At 73.9% G+C, this 17,575-nt stretch carries 13 protein-coding genes; 5 read left to right on the forward strand and 8 right to left on the reverse strand.

From position 1 onward, the window contains the following. Positions 1 to 135 precede the first annotated feature (135 nt). The 6 genes from ACZ7LE_RS20840 to pstC form a co-directional block, all read right to left on the reverse strand. The gene (locus ACZ7LE_RS20840; RefSeq protein WP_470405146.1) at positions 136 to 1,506 is read right to left on the reverse strand and encodes an Ig-like domain-containing protein; all 1,371 of its coding nucleotides are present in this window, start codon (positions 1,504 to 1,506) and stop codon (positions 136 to 138) included. Positions 1,507 to 1,667: 161 nt separating this feature from the next. After that, positions 1,668 to 2,855: a substrate-binding domain-containing protein gene (locus tag ACZ7LE_RS20845; protein ID WP_470405147.1), complete on the reverse strand. Its 1,188-nt coding sequence runs from the start codon at positions 2,853 to 2,855 to the stop codon at positions 1,668 to 1,670. Between the two features lie 182 nt (positions 2,856 to 3,037). Next, entirely contained in the window at positions 3,038 to 5,731 is a 2,694-nt protein-coding gene (locus ACZ7LE_RS20850; protein WP_470405148.1) for a hypothetical protein, read from the reverse strand. A gap of 451 nt (positions 5,732 to 6,182) precedes the next feature. Continuing rightward, positions 6,183 to 7,964 (reverse strand): phosphate ABC transporter substrate-binding protein PstS, encoded by a 1,782-nt coding sequence (locus tag ACZ7LE_RS20855; RefSeq protein WP_470405149.1) that lies wholly within the window; start codon positions 7,962 to 7,964, stop codon positions 6,183 to 6,185. Next, on the reverse strand, positions 7,961 to 9,256 hold the full coding sequence (locus tag ACZ7LE_RS20860; protein WP_470405150.1) for a PstA family ABC transporter permease: 1,296 nt from the start codon (positions 9,254 to 9,256) through the stop codon (positions 7,961 to 7,963). The genes ACZ7LE_RS20855 and ACZ7LE_RS20860 overlap by 4 nt, the downstream gene beginning before the upstream one ends. Positions 9,257 to 9,263: 7 nt before the next feature. Then, on the reverse strand, positions 9,264 to 10,400 hold the full coding sequence (pstC, locus tag ACZ7LE_RS20865) for a phosphate ABC transporter permease subunit PstC (protein WP_470405151.1): 1,137 nt from the start codon (positions 10,398 to 10,400) through the stop codon (positions 9,264 to 9,266). A gap of 145 nt (positions 10,401 to 10,545) precedes the next feature. On the opposite strand from pstC, the gene ACZ7LE_RS20870 reads away from it, so the two are divergent. Both ACZ7LE_RS20870 and ACZ7LE_RS20875 read left to right on the forward strand, forming a co-directional pair. Further along, the gene (locus tag ACZ7LE_RS20870) at positions 10,546 to 12,027 is read left to right on the forward strand and encodes a sensor histidine kinase (RefSeq protein WP_470405152.1); all 1,482 of its coding nucleotides are present in this window, start codon (positions 10,546 to 10,548) and stop codon (positions 12,025 to 12,027) included. Positions 12,028 to 12,061: 34 nt separating this feature from the next. Further along, on the forward strand, positions 12,062 to 12,730 hold the full coding sequence (locus ACZ7LE_RS20875) for a response regulator (RefSeq protein WP_470405153.1): 669 nt from the start codon (positions 12,062 to 12,064) through the stop codon (positions 12,728 to 12,730). A 3-nt stretch (positions 12,731 to 12,733) separates the two neighbouring features. Here the strand turns inward: ACZ7LE_RS20875 and ACZ7LE_RS20880 are convergent, their stop codons facing one another. Then, positions 12,734 to 13,606: a helix-turn-helix transcriptional regulator gene (locus ACZ7LE_RS20880; RefSeq protein ID WP_470405154.1), complete on the reverse strand. Its 873-nt coding sequence runs from the start codon at positions 13,604 to 13,606 to the stop codon at positions 12,734 to 12,736. A 139-nt stretch (positions 13,607 to 13,745) separates the two neighbouring features. Here ACZ7LE_RS20880 and ACZ7LE_RS20885 point away from each other — a divergent pair, with 139 nt between their 5' ends. Both ACZ7LE_RS20885 and ACZ7LE_RS20890 read left to right on the forward strand, forming a co-directional pair. After that, the gene (locus tag ACZ7LE_RS20885; protein ID WP_470405327.1) at positions 13,746 to 14,948 is read left to right on the forward strand and encodes a multidrug effflux MFS transporter; all 1,203 of its coding nucleotides are present in this window, start codon (positions 13,746 to 13,748) and stop codon (positions 14,946 to 14,948) included. A 56-nt stretch (positions 14,949 to 15,004) separates the two neighbouring features. Beyond that, positions 15,005 to 16,048, forward strand: a complete 1,044-nt coding sequence (locus ACZ7LE_RS20890) for a zinc-binding dehydrogenase (protein ID WP_470405155.1) — start codon at positions 15,005 to 15,007, stop codon at positions 16,046 to 16,048. Here ACZ7LE_RS20890 and ACZ7LE_RS20895 read toward each other — a convergent pair. Beyond that, on the reverse strand, positions 16,038 to 16,817 hold the full coding sequence (locus ACZ7LE_RS20895; protein ID WP_470405156.1) for a DeoR/GlpR family DNA-binding transcription regulator: 780 nt from the start codon (positions 16,815 to 16,817) through the stop codon (positions 16,038 to 16,040). The two genes, ACZ7LE_RS20890 and ACZ7LE_RS20895, sit on opposite strands and share 11 nt — an antisense overlap. Before the next feature lie 48 nt (positions 16,818 to 16,865). On the opposite strand from ACZ7LE_RS20895, the gene ACZ7LE_RS20900 reads away from it, so the two are divergent. Then, the gene (locus ACZ7LE_RS20900) at positions 16,866 to 17,567 is read left to right on the forward strand and encodes an NUDIX domain-containing protein (protein ID WP_470405157.1); all 702 of its coding nucleotides are present in this window, start codon (positions 16,866 to 16,868) and stop codon (positions 17,565 to 17,567) included. Positions 17,568 to 17,575: the final 8 nt, after the last annotated feature.

Below are 17,575 nucleotides of genomic sequence, written 5' to 3' on the forward strand. Positions count from 1 at the left end.
TCACCCCAGAGGTCACTGCGACCTGTGCCCAGTCGGGCACTGCCCCTCACCCGGGATTGCGCCCCGGGTGAGGGGCATCCTCATGCGGGCGGGGACGGTACCCGCACGGGAGTCCGTGGGACCCGGCGGGCCGGGTCAGATGAGGGTCAGCGTGAGGGTCGCGGCGTAGTCGCCGGCGGGCGTGCTGGCGGGTGCCCGGAGCGTGATCCCCGCGCCGACGCGCGTCTCGGTCTGCGCCACGCCGTCGGCGGCCTGCGCGAGCGGCTTGTCGGACGAGAGCCCGCCGCCCGCACCCGGCGCGACGTCGGCGCCCGCGGTGCCCGCGTTGCCCGTGCCGACCAGCTCCGGTTCCCAGCCCAGCGCCGACCCGCCGATCGTCGCGTCACCCGGGCCGTCGAAGTCGGACGTGCGACCGTTGAGCGTCCAGCGCTTCCGGTCCGACCGGGTGTCGGTGACACGCACCTCCGCCAGCGTGCCGGTGGCGACGAACTCCTCGCCGTCGAGCTCTGCCTCGGCCAGCGCGACCCCGCCCGGGGTGACGGTGAACCGCAGCCCCTGCGCCGACGCCGGGATGGTCACCGTGACCTCGGTCTGCTGCGGCGGGACCGGCTCGCCCACCGTGGTCACCACGGCGTCGTTCGACGTCGACGCGTCGTGGAGGGTGTCGCCCGCGTACTGCGCGCGGAACGTGTACCGCGTGTCGGCCTCCAGGCCGGAGACGTTCACCGCGGCGCTCCCGCCGTCGAGCGTGCCCGTGCCCACGGTGGCGCCCGTGGCCACGTCCGTGAACGTCACCTCGCCGGTCGCGGCGGCCGGCGCGACGGTGGCGGTGAGCCGCACCGAGCCGTCGTTGCCGGCGGTCGGGGTCAGCGTCGTGGTGGTGTCGACCTTCTCGACCGGGCCGTCCGGGACGACCTCCCAGGTACCCACGTTGGTCGCGTCGTTCCAGGTGATCCGGACGTCGGTGGAGAAGTACTTCGCGTCGCCGACCCCCTCGGCGGCCGGCGGAAGGGTGCCGTCCGGAGCCTGTCCCGGGTAGCAGGTGATCACGTACGAGGCGACGCCGCTGCGCCCGTCGAAGTTGTTGCCGGTGAAGCCGGCGCCGTTCCAGCGGGACGCGAACCGGCCCGTGGCGTCGGTCGGGGTCGCGTTCCGGCGGTCGACCGGTGCGCCGTCCAGGCCGCTCCCGGCGGCCGCCTCGATGTAGGCGAAGGCGGGCGACTGCGACGAGTTCGTGGTCGTCCAGGTGCCGTCCGACCAGACGAACAGCACGCGCGAGGCCCCGCGGAACCCGGCGGGGCACCCGGTCTCGGTGGTCAGCCGCTGCGGGCCGCCCGGCCAGGAGATCTCCCCCTGGGTCACGTCGAAGGTGATGGCGCCGAGGCGGTCGGCCGGGTCCAGCCCGGGGGCCAGGGCCTCGGCCGTCGTCGTCGTCAGGCCGGACAGGGCCACCGCGACGGCGGTGGCCAGGGCGAGGCCCGCGCGGCGGGCCGTGGTCTTTCGCATCGTCATTCCTTGTCGTCAGTCGGGCTGGCTGGGCCGGTGCGCGCGGCGCGACCGGGGCGTCGCCCCGACGAGGTGCGCCTCGTCGGGGCGACGCGTGGAACGGTCGGGTGCGCCCGCCGCGGGGACGGGCACACCCGGTCAGCCGGAGCTGACGAGTTCCGTCAGTTGCTGCGCAGGGACGTGGTGTCACCGGCGCGGTAGGTCACGCCGTTGATCGTGACGCCGTTGACGCCGGTCTCGCGGTTGATGAGCGACCCGAAACCGAAGTCCTCGATCGTGAAGGTGTCCTCGTCGGAGACCGCCGAGTAGACGGCGCCGTCGGCGCCGGCGAACGCGGCCTCGAGGGTGGCGTTCGTGGCGAGCTCGGCGAACTGCACCACCGTGAACACCGGGCGCGCGATCGGGAACGCGGTGTTCAGCGACCCGTCGGTGTTGACCGGCGCGACGGCCGAGCCGCCGCTGGTGACGGTGTGCAGCACCGCACCGTGCCGGCGGTCCTGCACGTCCACGCCGTAGAGGGACGTCAGCGCGTCCGCGTTGCCCTGCGCGATGTGCTGGGCGATCGAGAACGGCGCGATGGAGCCGTCCACGGCCGCCAGCGCGGCGCCGTCGTGCTCCTGGACGGAGCCGCCGGAGTAGGTCCACGCCACGGCCGAGCCGAGGGTGGTCTCGCTCAGGCCGAGCTGACCGACGAAGAACGAGCGGGTGCCCGAGCCGGTCTGCGGCAGGAACGGCACGATGTCGGCGTTGGCGTTGCTCTCCAGGCCGATGGTGTAGGTCTGGCCGTTGCTCAGCGCGACGTCCTGACCGTTCGACGCGCTGTAGATCGCCGTCAGGTCGGCCTTGGTCAGGCCGTTCGGCACACCGGCGGTCGCCGAGGCGTAGGTGACGGCGTCGACCGCGAGCGGGATGTACGAGTACGCCCCGTTGGCCGCCGGCGTCGACGGCGCGCTGGAGGACCGAGCGAACGCGAGGTCCGCGCTGCTCAGCGTGACACCCTGCCACTGCCCACCCGTCTTGGCCGCCTTCAGCGCGGTCACGCCGTTGCTGGAGCCGTTGGGGCGGGCGAAGGACGGCCCGCCGGAGCGGGTCTGGATCGGCGAGGTGCCGGTGGCGTCCCACGAACCGAGGACCAGCTGGCCACCGTTCGTGACCACCGCGGCGAGACCGTTGTTCAGGTCCTGCGTGGTGTCGGAGCCGACGCCGTCGAGCGGCCGGGCAAGGTCGGTCTGGCCGGTCGCGGGGTTGATCGGGTCAGCCGAGGCGCCGAGCGCCCCGCCCAGGAGGAGCGCAGCGGTCGCCGCGCCGGCGAGGAGCGCACGGGCTCCCCGCAGGTGGTGCATGGACATGGCATGCCTTTCCATCTAGGGTCTCCCCCCAAAGGTCGCGTGCGACCCTGTGTCCTCGCGGACACGGCCCCTCACCCTGGTTTTCGCGCCCTGGGTGAGGGGCCTTCCACGTCCGGGCGGGGGGTGGTGCCCGTACGGGAAACCTGTGTGCAGTTGTGCTCGCCGCCGGACACGCCGGGGGCTCAGCCGGTCAGCTCGCGCCGCCGCATGAGGAACGGCGCGCCGACCATGCCCGCCAGCCCGGCCACGAGGGTGCCGCCCAGCGCGACCGACGCGGCCAGCGGCGCCGTGTCCTCGGTCGCGGCGGCCTCGTTCCCGGACGTGGAGCCGCCGCCCGGTCCGCCGCCGTCGCCCGGGCCGGCCGGCGGTCCGTCCTCCGCCGGGTCGTCGCCGTCCACGGGGACCGGCACGGTCGCGCCGGTGTCGTCGGGGTCGCCGGCGCCGTCGGGGTCGACCCCGTCGTCTCCCTCGCCGCCGGCCGGGCCGTCGCCGTCCTCGGGGTCGTCGCCGTCGCCCCGCGGGGCGCGGAGCAGGTCGGCGAGCGCGCGCGTGCGGTCCACCTGGTCGCCGGTGAGCGGCACGTACCCCTCCGGAAGGCCGCCCCGGGCGCCGGTGTGCACGTTCCCGTCGCCCGCCGCGTGGTCGAGCAGGCCGGCGTAGTCGGTGCGCGCGTCCGCCGTGAGGGTCTCCGACTCCAGGTTCACGACGCCGTACAGCGTGCTCGCCAACGGGTACGCGCCCGACGGCAGCGACCCCGGGTCGGTCACCGCGACGCCGGTGCGCGCGTCCACCCGCTGCGCCTCGATCGCGGCGCTGACCGTCTCGTCGTCGTAGGCGACGAACTCGCGCGCGGTCTCCACGGCGTCGGCATCGGTGACCTCGGACAGCGGCAGTGCGAGCCGGGCGGTGCTCAGCCCGTACAGCTCCGCGGCGGGCGCGGTCACCGGGCCGAGCGCCAGCCTGCCCAGGGTGCTGCCGGCCAGGTCCGGGGCGCCCACGGACCACACGCCGGTCGTGCCGACGCCCACGAAGACGTTCGGGTCCCAGGCGAACGTCAGCCGCCGGTCCACCCGGAGCACCCGGGCCGCGTTGGCGTCGAAGGAGCCCGAGTACGGGGAGAAGGCCGTCGAGTCGAGCTGCAGGCCGCGGTTCTCGGCGTCGGCCACGGACTTGCTCGGCGCCACCGACCGGTCGGCCTTGGGGAACGTGTCGAGCGGCGCGCTCAGCAGGTCGGTCCCGCCGCCGGCCGCGTCGGGGTGTCCCGGCGGCAGGTAGTACCGGTTGACGGTGTTCCCCCACGGGTCCGGGGCGCCGCCGAGGAACTCGACCGCGTCGGCGTCGGCGAGCACGTACTCCCACAGCAGCCGGATCGCGTCGTCGCCCTGGGGCCCGACGACCAGCCAGACGGCGCGGCCGCTGACGGGGTGGAGCTCGGGGTTGCCGAGCGCCTGCCACTCCTCGTCCTCGGCGATCGTGTCGCTGCCGAGGAACTCGTAGGACTCGCCGACGATCGACGACCCCCAGGCGCCCGCGACCTGCGGCACGTCGTACCGGAACGACTGGGTGAGGAGCTTCGCCACGAGCCGTGGCGTGAGCTTGAGGTCGGTGTAGACGGGACCGGCGGTGTTCTCCGCGATGTTCCGCGGCCCGTCCGCTACGAAGCCGACGGCCACCGACGTGTTCGCCAGGGGCGCGTACCGCAGGTCCGCGTCGTCGAGCAGCGCGGGGTCGGCGGGGCCGATCGTGTCCGGGGCCAGCGGCTCGGACACGGCGGCGAGATCGGCCTGGCCGGTGAGCAGCTGGGAGCGCGCCAGGTCGCCCGAGTTCGTGGTGAGGCTGAACGTGGCGCCGTCGTCGCCCGCGCACAGGGCCGGCTGCCAGGACGACGACGCCTCCGCGAACAGCTCGCTGCCCACGACGCGCCGCTCCGCGGAGCCCGGCGGGCAGGACTGGAAGGGGTCGTCGAAGTCCAGGGGCACGACGACGCGGTTGTCCCAGAACGTGCAGCGCGCGGCGACCGGAGAGCCCTTCTGCTCGAAGGAGACCTCGCCGAACGCCCCGGGCGAGAGGACGTCCATGCACGGCGTGCCGTCGGCGAGCGAGCCCGAGTGCGTGCCGCGAGGCACCACCACGAGCCAGCACCGCTCACCGGCCGCCTTCGGGTCGCCGCAGCCGAGGTAGGGCTGCGCGGCACCGGTCTGCACGACGAAGCTGGCCTTGGCGGTCCCGTCCGCCGCGACGGGGACGATCGGCAGCTCGTTCGAGGTGGACGCCACGTAGAAGGCGCCGACGCCGGCGTTCGCGCCCGCGCCGTCCGGCGGCACCACCGGCGTGCTGACGTCGCCCCCGACGCTGCGGAACACCGTGCCGTCCCGGCCGGCCGTCCAGCTCGTGACCTGCCCGAGCAGCTCGGAAGCCTTGGACGTCGTACCGCCCACGTCGTTGACGGAGTACCCGCCCCACTGGCAGGTCTCCGCGAAGTCCGCGGCGTTCGGGTCCGCGCCCCAGCACTGCATCACCTGGAGGAAGTTGTTGGCGCCGTTCGGCTGCCCGCGCAGCACGGTGGGGCTCATCCCGGACGCGGTGACCGTGACGGCCTGGTCGGTGAGGTGCTCGGTCTGCGACACGGTGACCTCGAGCTCCTTGAAGTCCTTCCAGTGCCCGGACCCGTCCGCGTCGTCGACCAGGTGCGCGCGGTCCGGCTGGAACCGCTGCAGGTCGCCGTTGCCGCCGGCCCACCGCACCGTCACGGCGGAGTCCGCCCCCTCGCCTGCCGCCCGCGCGTCCGACGGCGCGTACAGCGCCACGAGCCCGCCGGCCGAGGCCAGCGCGACGACCGCGCCGACCGCGCTGATCGTGCGGCTGGGGAGCTTCATCGGGGCTCTCCGTTCGACTCGGGTGCTGCGGGTCCCGACCCCACCGGGCCGGACGCGGAGATCATCGCGGGAAAGCACGCGGACCGGCAACCATTGAGCGGGTGGACAAGCCGTTGAGAAATGCCGACAGGGCGGCGGACGGCAGGTGAACGACACGTTTCCCATCGACCGGAAACGCTGCGACAACTGGCCTCCGCACTCCCGGCCTGCGCGCCACGACACGCCGGCCCCGCGCAGCGTCGCCGCAGGACACCACCCGAAAGGAGGGGGCCGTGCCCCTCCGTCCGCAGGGGGTGGCGGTGCGCGGCACCCTGGCACGGCGACCGCCGCACCGAGCATTTTTCATCCCTTTTTCTGACACCGCCGGGCGCATTCCGCTCGGCATTGTTCGGGCCACCTGGAAAACATCCGGAAATTCCGGAAGAAGATCCGGGAGAAACAGCCGCCGGAATCATCGCGTGGCACCTCCGGCCGGCACGGGAAGCTCCTTGCGGGCCCGCTTGCCGATCAGCGGCGGCAGCACCGCGGCGAGGATCATCACGACGCCCAGGGCGACCATGGCGAGCCGCGGCACGAGCCCGCCGTCAGCCACCGGGATCGACTGCGGGGTCGCCGCCACCAGCACCGGCTCGGCGTCGTCGTCCACGACCGCGGAGTCGCCCCCGCCGTCCGCGGCCGGGTCGTCCGCGCCTCCGTCCGCGCCGTCGCCGCCCCCGCCGCCCCCGCCGCCGGCGTCGTCCTCCCCGCCCGGACCGTCCTGTCCGCCGTCGGCGCCACCGCCCGAGCCACCGGAGCGCGGTCCGCCCGCGCCGCCGCCGTCACCCGCCCCGCCCCCGCCCCCGCCCGACGGCGCCGTCGGCGTGTCCTGGGAGCCGCCCGTACCCGTGGTGCACTGGGTCGGGCCCTGCTTGTCGCACGCCGGCGGGTAAGGCGCCTCCTGGGCGAGCCTGTTGGTGCCGTCGGGCGAGAAGGTCGGGTTGTTGCAGTCGTTGATCCCCTTGATCACCGGATCGCCGCCCGGGATCTTCTGGATCTGCTGCTGGCCCGCGCGGACCAGGTTGATCGGCAGCGGGGAGTAGCCCAGCGTGTCGGCCTGCTGCTGCCCCTCGCACAGGAAGTACGCGCCGAAGTCGGCGAGGGTCAGCCCCTTGTCGGGCGTGAACCCGGCGTCCTGCGAGGTGGGCAGGATGATGTACGAGTAGCTCGAGAGCGGGTACACGCGCCGGTCCGAGAACGTGTAGACGTCCTCCAGGTTCTGCGTCAGGTAGTCCGGTGAGCTGCGGTTCTCGTTGATCTTCGCCCGCAGGAGCGCCACCGCGACGTTCGCCGCCGTCGGCTCCGTGTAGTAGCCCGCGCGGTTGAGCATCTTGGCCACCGGGAAGCCGGCGTTCAGCGCGTAGGAGTACTCCACGAAGGTGATCGCGCCCACCGCGTGGGACTGCGCCACGTAGCCGGCCACGCCGTTCGACCCGGCGCGCGACACGAAGCCCGACCCCGGTGCGACCGGGTAGTTGGACGTCACGCCGCAGTGCCCGTTGACCAGGGGTCGGTTGACCTTGCCGCAGTACGCGTCCCAGGACCTGCTCTGCTCCTGGCGCATCCAGATCGAGAACTGGGCCGTGGCGCCCGAACCGTCCGAGCGCACCACCGGCACGATCGGGATGCCCGGCAGGGCGAGCAGCGGGTTGTCCTTCTTGATGTCCGGGTGGTCCCAGCGCGTGATCTCCCCCGTGAAGATCTCGGCGATCGTCCTGCCCGAAAGCCGCAGGTTGGTGACGCGCTTGCCGCCGACCTGCAGGTTGTACATGAAGGCGGTGCCGCCGGCGACGATCGGCATGTAGGCGAACTCACGGGCCGGGCGCACGTCGCCCTCGTTGGAGTTCGCGATCGCGTACGGGATCTCGCTGACGCCGAAGTCGGCCGTGCCGTTGGCGAAGCTGTTGCGGCCCTGGGTGGAGCCCGACTCGGAGTACGTGATCTTCCACTGGTAGTTGGACCAGACGTTGCGGATCCACTGCTGCAGCGCGTTCGCCGACCAGGTCGAGCCTGCGCCGTTGATCGGCGCGTGCACCTTGCCAGCGGCGGGGCGCACGTCCTGCTGCACGCCCTGCTGCACGTCGTGAGGCGCGGCCTGCGCCGGGACGACGGCGCCCGCGACCACGAGCAGCACGCCGAGGGCCGCGACCAGGGTCTGGACCCGCGGGAGGCGGGGGCGCGGGGTGGTGGCGGTCATCGTCCGGCCTCCGTGCCGTCGGTGGTGTCATCGGGCCTGATCTCTCCCGCTGCGCCGGCCGGCACCGCCGTCGCCCGCCCGCCGTCCCGGAAGCGGGCGGCGACCCGGGCCGAGGCGCGCTGCGCCCGGCGCGCGCCGCCAGGGCCGAGGACGCCCGCGCCCTTGCCGCCGATCAGGCGGGCGAGCAGGAACAGCACGAACACGAGCACCATGAGCACCGCCGCCGCGCCGAACCCGCGGGCGATCTGCGCGGGCTCGGGGCTCTTGACCAGCGTGAAGGTCGCCAGCGGCAGCGAGACCATCGGCCCGTCGAACGGGTTCCAGCTGTAGTAGGTGGTGTACCCGGCGACGAGCAGGATGGGGCTGGTCTCCCCGATGCCGCGCGCGGTCCCCAGCACGATCGCGGTCATGAGGCCCGACTTGCTGGTGGGCAGCACCACGTTCCAGATGGTGCTCCAGTGGCTGGCGCCCATCGCGAACGACGCCTCCTTGAGCGTGGCCGGGACCAGGCGGAGCACGACGTCGGCCGACCGGATGATGATCGGCAGGATCATGATCGTGATCGCGAGCGACGCCGCGAAGCCGGACTTGGGCGCGCCGAGGAGGAGGATGTACGTGGCCAGGATGAACAGTCCGCACAGGATGGACGGCAGCGCCGTCATCGCCTCGGTGACGGTGCGCACGATCCGCGTGAACGGGCTGGGGAACTCCGCCAGGCACACGGCCGTGAGCAGGCCCAGCGGGATCGAGATCAGCAGGGCGAAGGAGATCATGATCAGGGTGCCGACGGCGGCGTGCGCCATGCCCCCGACCGTCAGCGGGTCCAGCGGGCCGGCCAGCGAGAGGTCCTGGGTCCAGAAGTTGAGCTGCGTGAACGCCGGCCGGCCCTCCGCGAGGGCGAAGACCACGACCACCACGAGCGCCAGGAGCAGCACGACCGCACCCGAGTGGATGAGCACGCCCGCGACACGGTCCTTGATGGTGATGCGGTCGTCGTCGAAGCCGATCAGCACCACGAAGAAGCCGAGGAACAGCAGGTAGGCGATCAGCACGAACGGCAGGCTGCCCTGGAACGGCAGGACCTGGGTGAACAGCCACGCCGTGGCCGCGATGCCCGCCGCGGCGGCGCCGACCACCCGCAGCACGTCCTCGCGGCGCAGGCCGGACAGCTCGCGCCGGACCTCCGCGCCCGCGGGCGTGATACGGCCGTCGCGGCCCGGGAGGTGGGTCCGGGTGAACCGCCCGGGCCGGTCGGCGCGACGAGCGCCGTGGGGGGTGTCGGTGACTGTCATGGTGTCCTCAGCTCGCAGCGCCCGACCGGGAACGCTGGATGACGAATCCGGCGACGAAGTTGATCAGCATCGTGATCAGGAACAGGACCAGTCCCGCGGCCATCAGGGCGGAGACCTCGAAGTCGTTGGCCTCGCCGTGCTTGAGCGCGATCAGCGAGCTGATCGAGTTGGTGCCCGTGCTCAGCACCTGCCAGTTGATGACGAACAGCGGGCTGATCACCAGGTAGACGGCGATGGTCTCCCCCAGCGCCCGCCCGAGGCCGAGCATGGTGCCGCCGATGATCCCGCCGGTCCCGAACGGGTAGACCACGTTGCGGATCACGCCCCACTTGCTGGCGCCGAGCGCGAGCGCCCCCTCGCGCTCCCCGACGGGCGCCTGGTCGAACACCTCGCGCATGATCGCCGCCGAGATCGGCGCCACCATCATCGAGACGATCAGGCCCGCGAGGATCGCCGACGCCGTGAACACCGTGGGCGTGGCCAGCGGGTCGTCGGGGTCGAACTGGGACACGGCGAAGATCGGGATCCAGCCGAAGTACGTGGAGACCCACTCGGCGACGGGCAGCAGGTTGCCCTCGAGCCAGTACGCGCCCCACAGCCCGTAGACGACGCTCGGGATGGCCGCCATCAGGTCGATGACGCCGATCAGGAAGCGCTTGATCCCTGCCGGCGCGTACTCCGTGATGTAGGTGGCGGTGACCAGGGCGAGCGGCACCGCCACGCTGATGGCGGTCAGGCCGATCACGACGGTCCCGAACAGCACGGCCGCGATGCCGAACCGGCCCGAGTTGGGCTCCCAGTCCTGCTCGGTGACGAAGTCCCAGCCGGCGACGTCGATCGCCTGGGCGCCGCGGAACAGCAGGAACACCCCGACGAGCGTCATGATCAGGAGCACCAGCGTGCCGCCCGAGTGGGCCGCCGCGCGGAACAGGGTGTCCTGCCAGCCGCGCCGGCTCACGAGCGGGCGGGTCGGGTCCACGAGCGCGTCGCGCGGGGCCGGCGACGTCTCCAGGCCGAGCTCGCGCAGCTCCGTGCGCTGGCGCTCGAGCTCGGCGACCGCCGCGTCCCGTGGGGCGGCCGTCGCCCCCGGTGACCGGTCGCTCCCGTGGTGCTCGCGCACCGGTTCGTCGGGGTCGGGGCTCATCGTGAGGTCCTCCTGACCGGGTCGCGGGGCTGCCGCGGAAGGGGCGCTGGGTGGGCTGGCTGGACGGTGGCATCATCGTCAGGCGCCGACCCGGCGGGCAAACAACGCGGACGCGGCGATCAGATGGACGGACGGCGAGGTCGAGATGGACGCAAGGTGGACGACGGCGCAGCCGGGTCCGGAGACCGGCGAGAAACCGCGGTTCGTGGCGTCCCCGGCCGCGGCCCGCCGGGCCCGGCGGGCCGCCCGCCGAGCCGCGCGGGCCCGCAAGGACCACCCGAAAGGAGGGGCACCGGCCCCTCCGACCGGATGGGCCGGTGCCCCCGCCCTCACGCTCCGCCTGACCCGGTGGGTGGGGCGCGACGTCGTGGCCGTCCTGTTCGTGGCCAACATCGCCGCCTACCTCGGGGCGCTCGCGCTGCTCGACCGGACCGGCGCCGTGCACACCGCGCAGCGCGAGGACTGGCGCGTGGTCGTGGTGGTGCTGCTGGTCTCGTTCCAGGCACTGTGGCTGCACTGGCTCCAGCGCCAGGCGTTCGGGACCCTCTGCGCGTCGCTCGTGCTCTGGTTCGGCGCGCTCCTGATCGGCGGGGCGGACCCGCTCCTGCTGCAGCCGGGCGTGCTGCTGGCCGTGTTCAGCTTCGCCGCGGAACGGTCCGGCCGCTGGCGCGGCACCGTCGTCGCGGGCCTGGTCCTCGCCACGGCCGCGGTGCTGGTCGCGGACGAGGCGCTCCGTCCCACACCGGGGGCACCCGGCTGGACGGCGCCCGCGATGCTCACGGTGTGCGTGCTCGAGGCCGCCGCCGTCGTCGCCGGGCCTGCCCTGCTCGGCGCCTGGTACGCGCAGCTGCGCGACCGGGCCGAGCGGATCGCGGCGCTCGCCCACGAGATCGCCGGCCGCGAGGCGCACCGCACCGCGGACGCCGTGGCCGCCGCCCGGCGCACCGTCGCCCAGGAGCTGCACGACACGTCGTCGGCGCACCTCGCCGCGATCCTCACGCTCAGCACCGCCGCGGAGGCGGCCGCGGCGTCCGGCGGCGCCCCCGACCCGCGCCTGATCGCGCAGATCCGGGACGAGGGCGAGCGGCTCTACCAGGGGTTCGAACGAATGGTCTCGCGGATGCGGCAGGACGACCGCACCCTGACCAGGGTGCCCCAGCAGGGGCAGGCGGCGGGCCAGCAGACGGTCGCCCAGATCGCGGACCTCGTCGCCGAGCACCACCAGGCCACCGGCGTCGTGGTGACCCTGGAGCACGAACCCGGACTCGCCGAGATCGACCAGCGGCTCGGGCCGCTGCGCAGCCACACCGCCCACCGCGTGGTCCAGGAGGCGCTGAGCAACGTGCGCAAGCACGCGCCGGGCACGGCGGTCGCCGTGACCATCGCCGACGACGGCGCCAGCCTGCTGCTCCGGGTCGAGAACGAGACTTCACCCGGCGGCGAGGCGCCCGATCGTGGTGGTGCGCGGGTCGCACCGCATAGCCTCGGCTACGGGATCGACGGCATGCGTGACCGGCTCGCCGCCGTCGGCGGAAGCCTGCGCACCGGCCCCCGGCGCAGCGGTGGCTGGGCGGTGCAGGCGCTGCTTCCCCATCCCCCGCACCGCACCGACGTCAGCGACGGCTAGGCACATACCGGGCACGCTCCCTGGAGGGACGATCGTGATCACAACGCTCGTGGTCGACGACGCCGGGAGCGTCCGGCGGTCGCTGCGGCTGCTGCTGGAGACCACCGACGACATCCGCGTGGCCGGCGAGGCGAGCAACGGGGCCGACGCCGTGCGGCTGGCGCGGCTGCTGCGCCCCGACGTGGTGCTCATGGACCTGCGCATGCCGGGCGGGGGCGGCCTCGACGCCATCGAGGCGCTGAGCGGCCCGGGCGTCGCGGAGCCGATCCCCGTGATCGTGTTCACCACCTTCCACCTGGACGAATACCTCTACGGCGCGTTCGAGCGCGGCGCCGTCGGCTACCTGCTGAAGAAGAACCCGGGCGACATCCCCGCCGCGATCCGGGCCGCCGTGAACGCGAGCGCCCTCCAGTCGCCGGCCGTCCGGGAGCGCCTCATCGCCGAGTACGCGCGCAGCCGGGGCGCGGCGCCGGGCCCGACGGGTACGGCGCCGGCGGAGACGATCGGCGCGCTCCTCACCGACCGGGAGCTGGAGGTCGTCGCCGCGCTCGCCGAGGGGCTGAGCAACAAGCAGATCGCCACGCGCCTGAGCCTGGGCGAGAACACCGTCAAGTGGCACATCGGGAACATGCTCGACAAGACCGGGACGCGCGACCGCACGCAGCTCGCGATCTGGGCGTACCGGCACGGGCTCAACCCGTGAGCGTCAGCCCACCGCCGGCCGCGGCTCGGCGGCGGACCAGGACGCGAGCAGGCGCAGGCCCTCGGCCGACGGCGAGCCGGGCTCGGCGCTGTAGACGAGCATCACCTGACCCGGCTCGGCCGTGAGGGCGAGCTCCTCGTAGACCAGGGTCAGGTCGCCCACGACGGGGTGCCGGAACCGCTTGGTGCCGGCGCCGTGCGTGCGGACGTCGTGCGCGGCCCACAGCGTGCGGAACGTCTCGCTGCGCGTCGAGAGCTCGCCGACGAGGTCCTGGATGCCCTTGTCGTGGGGGTCACGGCCGGCCTCGGCGCGGATGATCGCCACGCACATCCCGGCGAAGAGGTCCCAGTCCGGGTAGAACTCGCGGGACGCGGGGTCGAGGAACTGGAAGCGGGCGAAGTTCGGCGTCCGGCCGCCGTCCCCGATCAGGGGCGAGTAGAAGGCGCGCCCGAGGGCGTTGACCGCGACGAGGTCCTGCCGCTGGTCACGGACGACGGCGACCGAGTCGGTGACGGAGTCGAGCATCCACTGCAGGCTCGGCCGGGGCACCCCCGGGCGGGCGGCCCGACGGCGGCTGCGCCCCGAGGACGGGATGCCGTCGGCGGCCCGGGCGAGGTCGAGGAGGTGGGCGTGCTCGGCGTCGTCCAGGTGCAGGGCGCGGGACAGGGAGTCGAGGACCGCCGCCGACGCGCCGCCCAGGGCGCCGCGCTCCAGCTTCGCGTAGTACTCGACACTGACGCCCGCGAGCGCCGCGACCTCGCTGCGGCGCAGGCCGGCGACCCGGCGCTGCGTCCCCGCGGGCAGTCCCGCCGCCTCCGGCGAGACGCGGGCACGGCGGGTCATGAGGAACTCGCGAACCTCGGCACGGTTGTCCATGCCTCCAGGCTAGGTCGGGCGCCCGGGGCGCGGGGTGCCCTGTCGGTACACCCCACGCCAGGGACTCCCTCTCCCCCGCACCGCCGCCAAGACTGAGGGCGTGCCACCCACCCTGAACCCGCGGACCGTCACCGGACGGATGCCGCCGTCCCTGCTCCTGCTGCTGACGGTGTTCGGCCCGATCTCCATGGACCTCTACCTGCCGGCGCTGCCCGCCCTCACCGCGGAGCTGGGCGCGGCCACGTCCGTCGCGCAGCTGACGGTGACGGCGTGCCTCGTGGGGCTCGCCGTGGGCCAGCTCGTCGCCGGGCCGCTCTCGGACCGCTTCGGACGGCGCGGCATCCTGCTGGTCGGCGTCGCCGCGTACGTGCTCACCTCGGTGCTGTGCGCGCTCAGCCCGAGCGTCGAGACGCTCGTCGCCGCCCGGTTCGTGCAGGGGCTGGCGGGCGGCGTCGGCATCGTGATCGCCAGCGCCGCGGGGCGCGACGTCTACTCCGGGGGCGCGCTGATCCGGTTCTACGGCCGCCTCACCGTGGTCGGCAGGTTCGCCGCGGTCGTCGGACCGCTGCTGGGCGGGCTGCTGAGCACCTGGGTCGACTGGCGCGGCCTGTTCGTGTTCCTCGCCGTCGTCGGCGCCGTGATCCTGGCCGTCGCCGCGCTCGCGTTCCCCGAGACGCTGCCGGTCGAGCTGCGCGTGGCGGGCGGGTTCGGGCAGACCGTGCGCGACTACCGCACGCTGCTCACGGACCGGGCCTTCCTCGGCGCCCTGCTGAACCAGGGGTTCCTCTACGCCGCCCTGTTCGCCTACCTCGCCGGCGCCACGTTCGTGCTCCGGGACGGCTACGGCCTCTCGCCGCAGTGGTACGCCGCGGCGTTCGGGTTCAACTCCGCGGGCTTCATGACGGCGGGCTGGGTGGCAGGCCGCCTCGCGGAACGCTGGAGCGTGCCGGGCACCCTCGCGACCGGGGTCGCGGCCACCGGGCTCGGCGCGGCGGCCCTGCTGCTCGCCGGCCTGACGCCGATGCCGCTGTGGGTGGTCGTCGCCGCCCTGTTCACGCTGGCGAGCGGCGTGGCGATCTCGTCGCCCCCGGCCACCACGCTCGCCCTCGCGGGGTATCCGCGGACGGCGGGCACGGCCTCGTCGCTGCTCGGCATGGTCCGGTTCGGGTTCGGGGGGGTCGCAGCCCCGCTGGTGGGCGTCGCGGGAGCGGCCGCGATCCTCCCGCTCGGAGCCGTCACGTCGGCGGCGGTGCTGCTCGCGGCGGCGTCCTGCCTGCTCCTGGTCCGGCGTCACGACCCGGCGGACGACCACACGGCGCGCAGGGTGGTGATCACCATCTGACCGGCGGCGGCACCACACGCACCACACGCACACGCACCAACCGAAGGACACACACCATGAAGGCCACCGTCATGTACGGCGCGGGCGACGTCCGCGTCGAAACCGTCGCCGACCCGACCCTCCTGCTGCCCACCGACGCCGTCGTGCGCACCGTGCGCACCTGCATCTGCGGCTCCGACCTGCACCCGTACCACTCGATGCCGGGCACGGAGCACGGTCAGACCATGGGGCACGAGCTGCTCGCCGTCGTCGAGGAGGTCGGTTCCGCCGTCACCGCCGTCCGCCCGGGCGACCTGGTGATCGCGCCGTTCGCGTTCGCGGACAACACCTGCCCGATCTGCCGGGACGGCTTCCAGACCGCCTGCCCGCACGGCGGCTTCTACGCGACCCCGGACACGCCGGGGCTGCAGGCCGAGCTCGCCCGCATCCCGCTCGCCGACGGCAGCCTCGTGCCGGTGCCCGGCGTCACCGAGAAGGACGAGGCGGTCCTGCCGTCGCTCCTCACGCTCTCGGACGTGTACCTCACCGGGTACCACGCCGCGTACCTGGCGCGGATCCGGCCCGGCCAGACGGTCACCGTGATCGGGGACGGCGCCGTCGGCCTCTCCGCGGTGCTCGCCGCCCGGCAGCTCGGCGCCGAGCGGATCATCCTCATGGGCCGCCACCAGGCCCGCACCGACCTGGGCCGGGAGTGGGGCGCGACCGACGTCGTCGCCGAGCGAGGCGAGGAGGGCATCGCGCAGGTCGTCGACCTGACCGGGGGCGAGGGCTCCCACGTCGTGCTGGAGGCCGTGGGACACATGCCCGCCTACACGCAGTCGGTCGGGGTCGTGCGGGCCGGCGGCGTCATCTCCCGCGTCGGCGTGCCGCAGTACGAGGACGCGCCGGTCGGCTTCGGCTCGCTGTTCGGCCGGAACATCACGCTCACCGGCGGGCCCGCCCCGGTCCGCGCCTACATGGAGCAGGCGATCCCGCTCGTGCTCGACGGCACGATCGAGCCGGGCAGGGTGTTCGACCGCACTCTGTCGATCGACGACGTGCCCGCGGGGTACGCCGCGATGGACGCGCGCGAGGCGCTGAAGGTGCTCGTCACCGTGTGAGCGCCGCGCCTCCTCCGGCGGTCAGCACCTCCACGCCCAGCTCGTGGACCTGCCGAAGGACCGGGTCGCTCGGGTCGGCGTCCGTGATCACGCCGGTGACCTGCCCCCAGGGCAGCACCCGGAACCGCGACGCCGTCCCGATCTTCTCCGACGAGGCGAGGACGTAGGTCTCCGCGGCCCGCGCCGACAGGGCGCGCTTCATCGCCGCCTCCTCCGCGTCCCCCGTGGTCAGACCCGCCTCGGGATGCACCCCCGTGACGCCGACCAGGCAGAGGTCGGCGGAGACGTTCTGGGCCGCCTCGACGGCCGCCGCGCCGTAGGCCACCGCCGAGTGCTTGAACACCCGGCCGCCGAGCAGGTAGATCTCGGCGGCCGGGTGGTCGAGCAGGGCCACGGCGATCGTCGGGCTGTGCGTGATCACCGTGCACGCCAGGTCCGGCGGGAGCGCCCGCGCGACGGCGAGGGCCGTGGTGCCGCCGTCGAGGATCACCGCCCCGCCGGGCCGCACCAGACCGGCGGCGACCGCGGCGACCGCACGCTTGCCGTCGGGGGCCACGGAGCGCCGGGCCGCGTAGTCGACCACCGCCGGCGAGACCGGGAGCGCGCCGCCGTAGACCCGTTGGACGAGGCCCTCGGCGGCCAGGTCCCGGAGGTCACGGCGCACGCTGTCCTCGGAGATCCCCAGGTCGGCGGCCACGTCCTTGGCGACGACCTTGCCCTCACGAGCCAGTAGTCCGAGCAGGTGATCTCGGCGTTCCGCTGCCAGCATCCGCACTCTCTCCCGTTGTTGCACGTTTCTGCATGTACGGTAGCACTCGTGACCGACGAACCGCTGCCCCTTCACGCGATCAGCCGCCCCGGCGTCGACGTCCCGGACCACCGCGGGCGCACGGGTCTCGACCAGGCCGGGCGCGACCTGGACCGCAACCCCCGCGTCGTGGTCCGCGACGTCGAGCTCACCTCCCAGGGCTGGCACGTCCTGCGGCGCACCACGTACGACTACCGGCGCCGTGACGGGCGGTGGGAGAACCAGCAGCGCGAGACGTACGACCGCGGTAACGGTGCAGTCGTCCTGCCCTACGACGTCGGGCGCGGCCGCGTCCTGCTGACCCGGCAGTTCCGCTACCCGGCCTACGTCAACGGGCACCCCGACGGCATGCTCGTCGAGGCGGCCGCCGGGCTGCTCGACGCCGACGACCCCGAGACCGCCGTCCGCCGGGAGGCCGCCGAGGAGCTCGGCGTCACGCTCGGGGAGCTCACCCACGTGCTCGACACCTACATGAGCCCCGGCTCCGTCACCGAGCGGCTCCACTACTACGCCGCCCCCTACACGCCGGCCGACCGGACCGGGGCCGGCGGCGGGCTCGAGGAGGACGGCGAGGACATCGAGGTCCTGGAGGTGCCGTTCGCCGAGGCCCTCGCCATGGTGCGTGACGGTCGCATCGTCGACGGCAAGACCATCCTGCTGCTGCACTGGGCGGCGCTGGACGGTCCGTTCGCCCGGGTCGCATCATCGTGAGGAGGACT

Source organism: Promicromonospora sp. NPDC110617, from assembly GCF_055598465.1.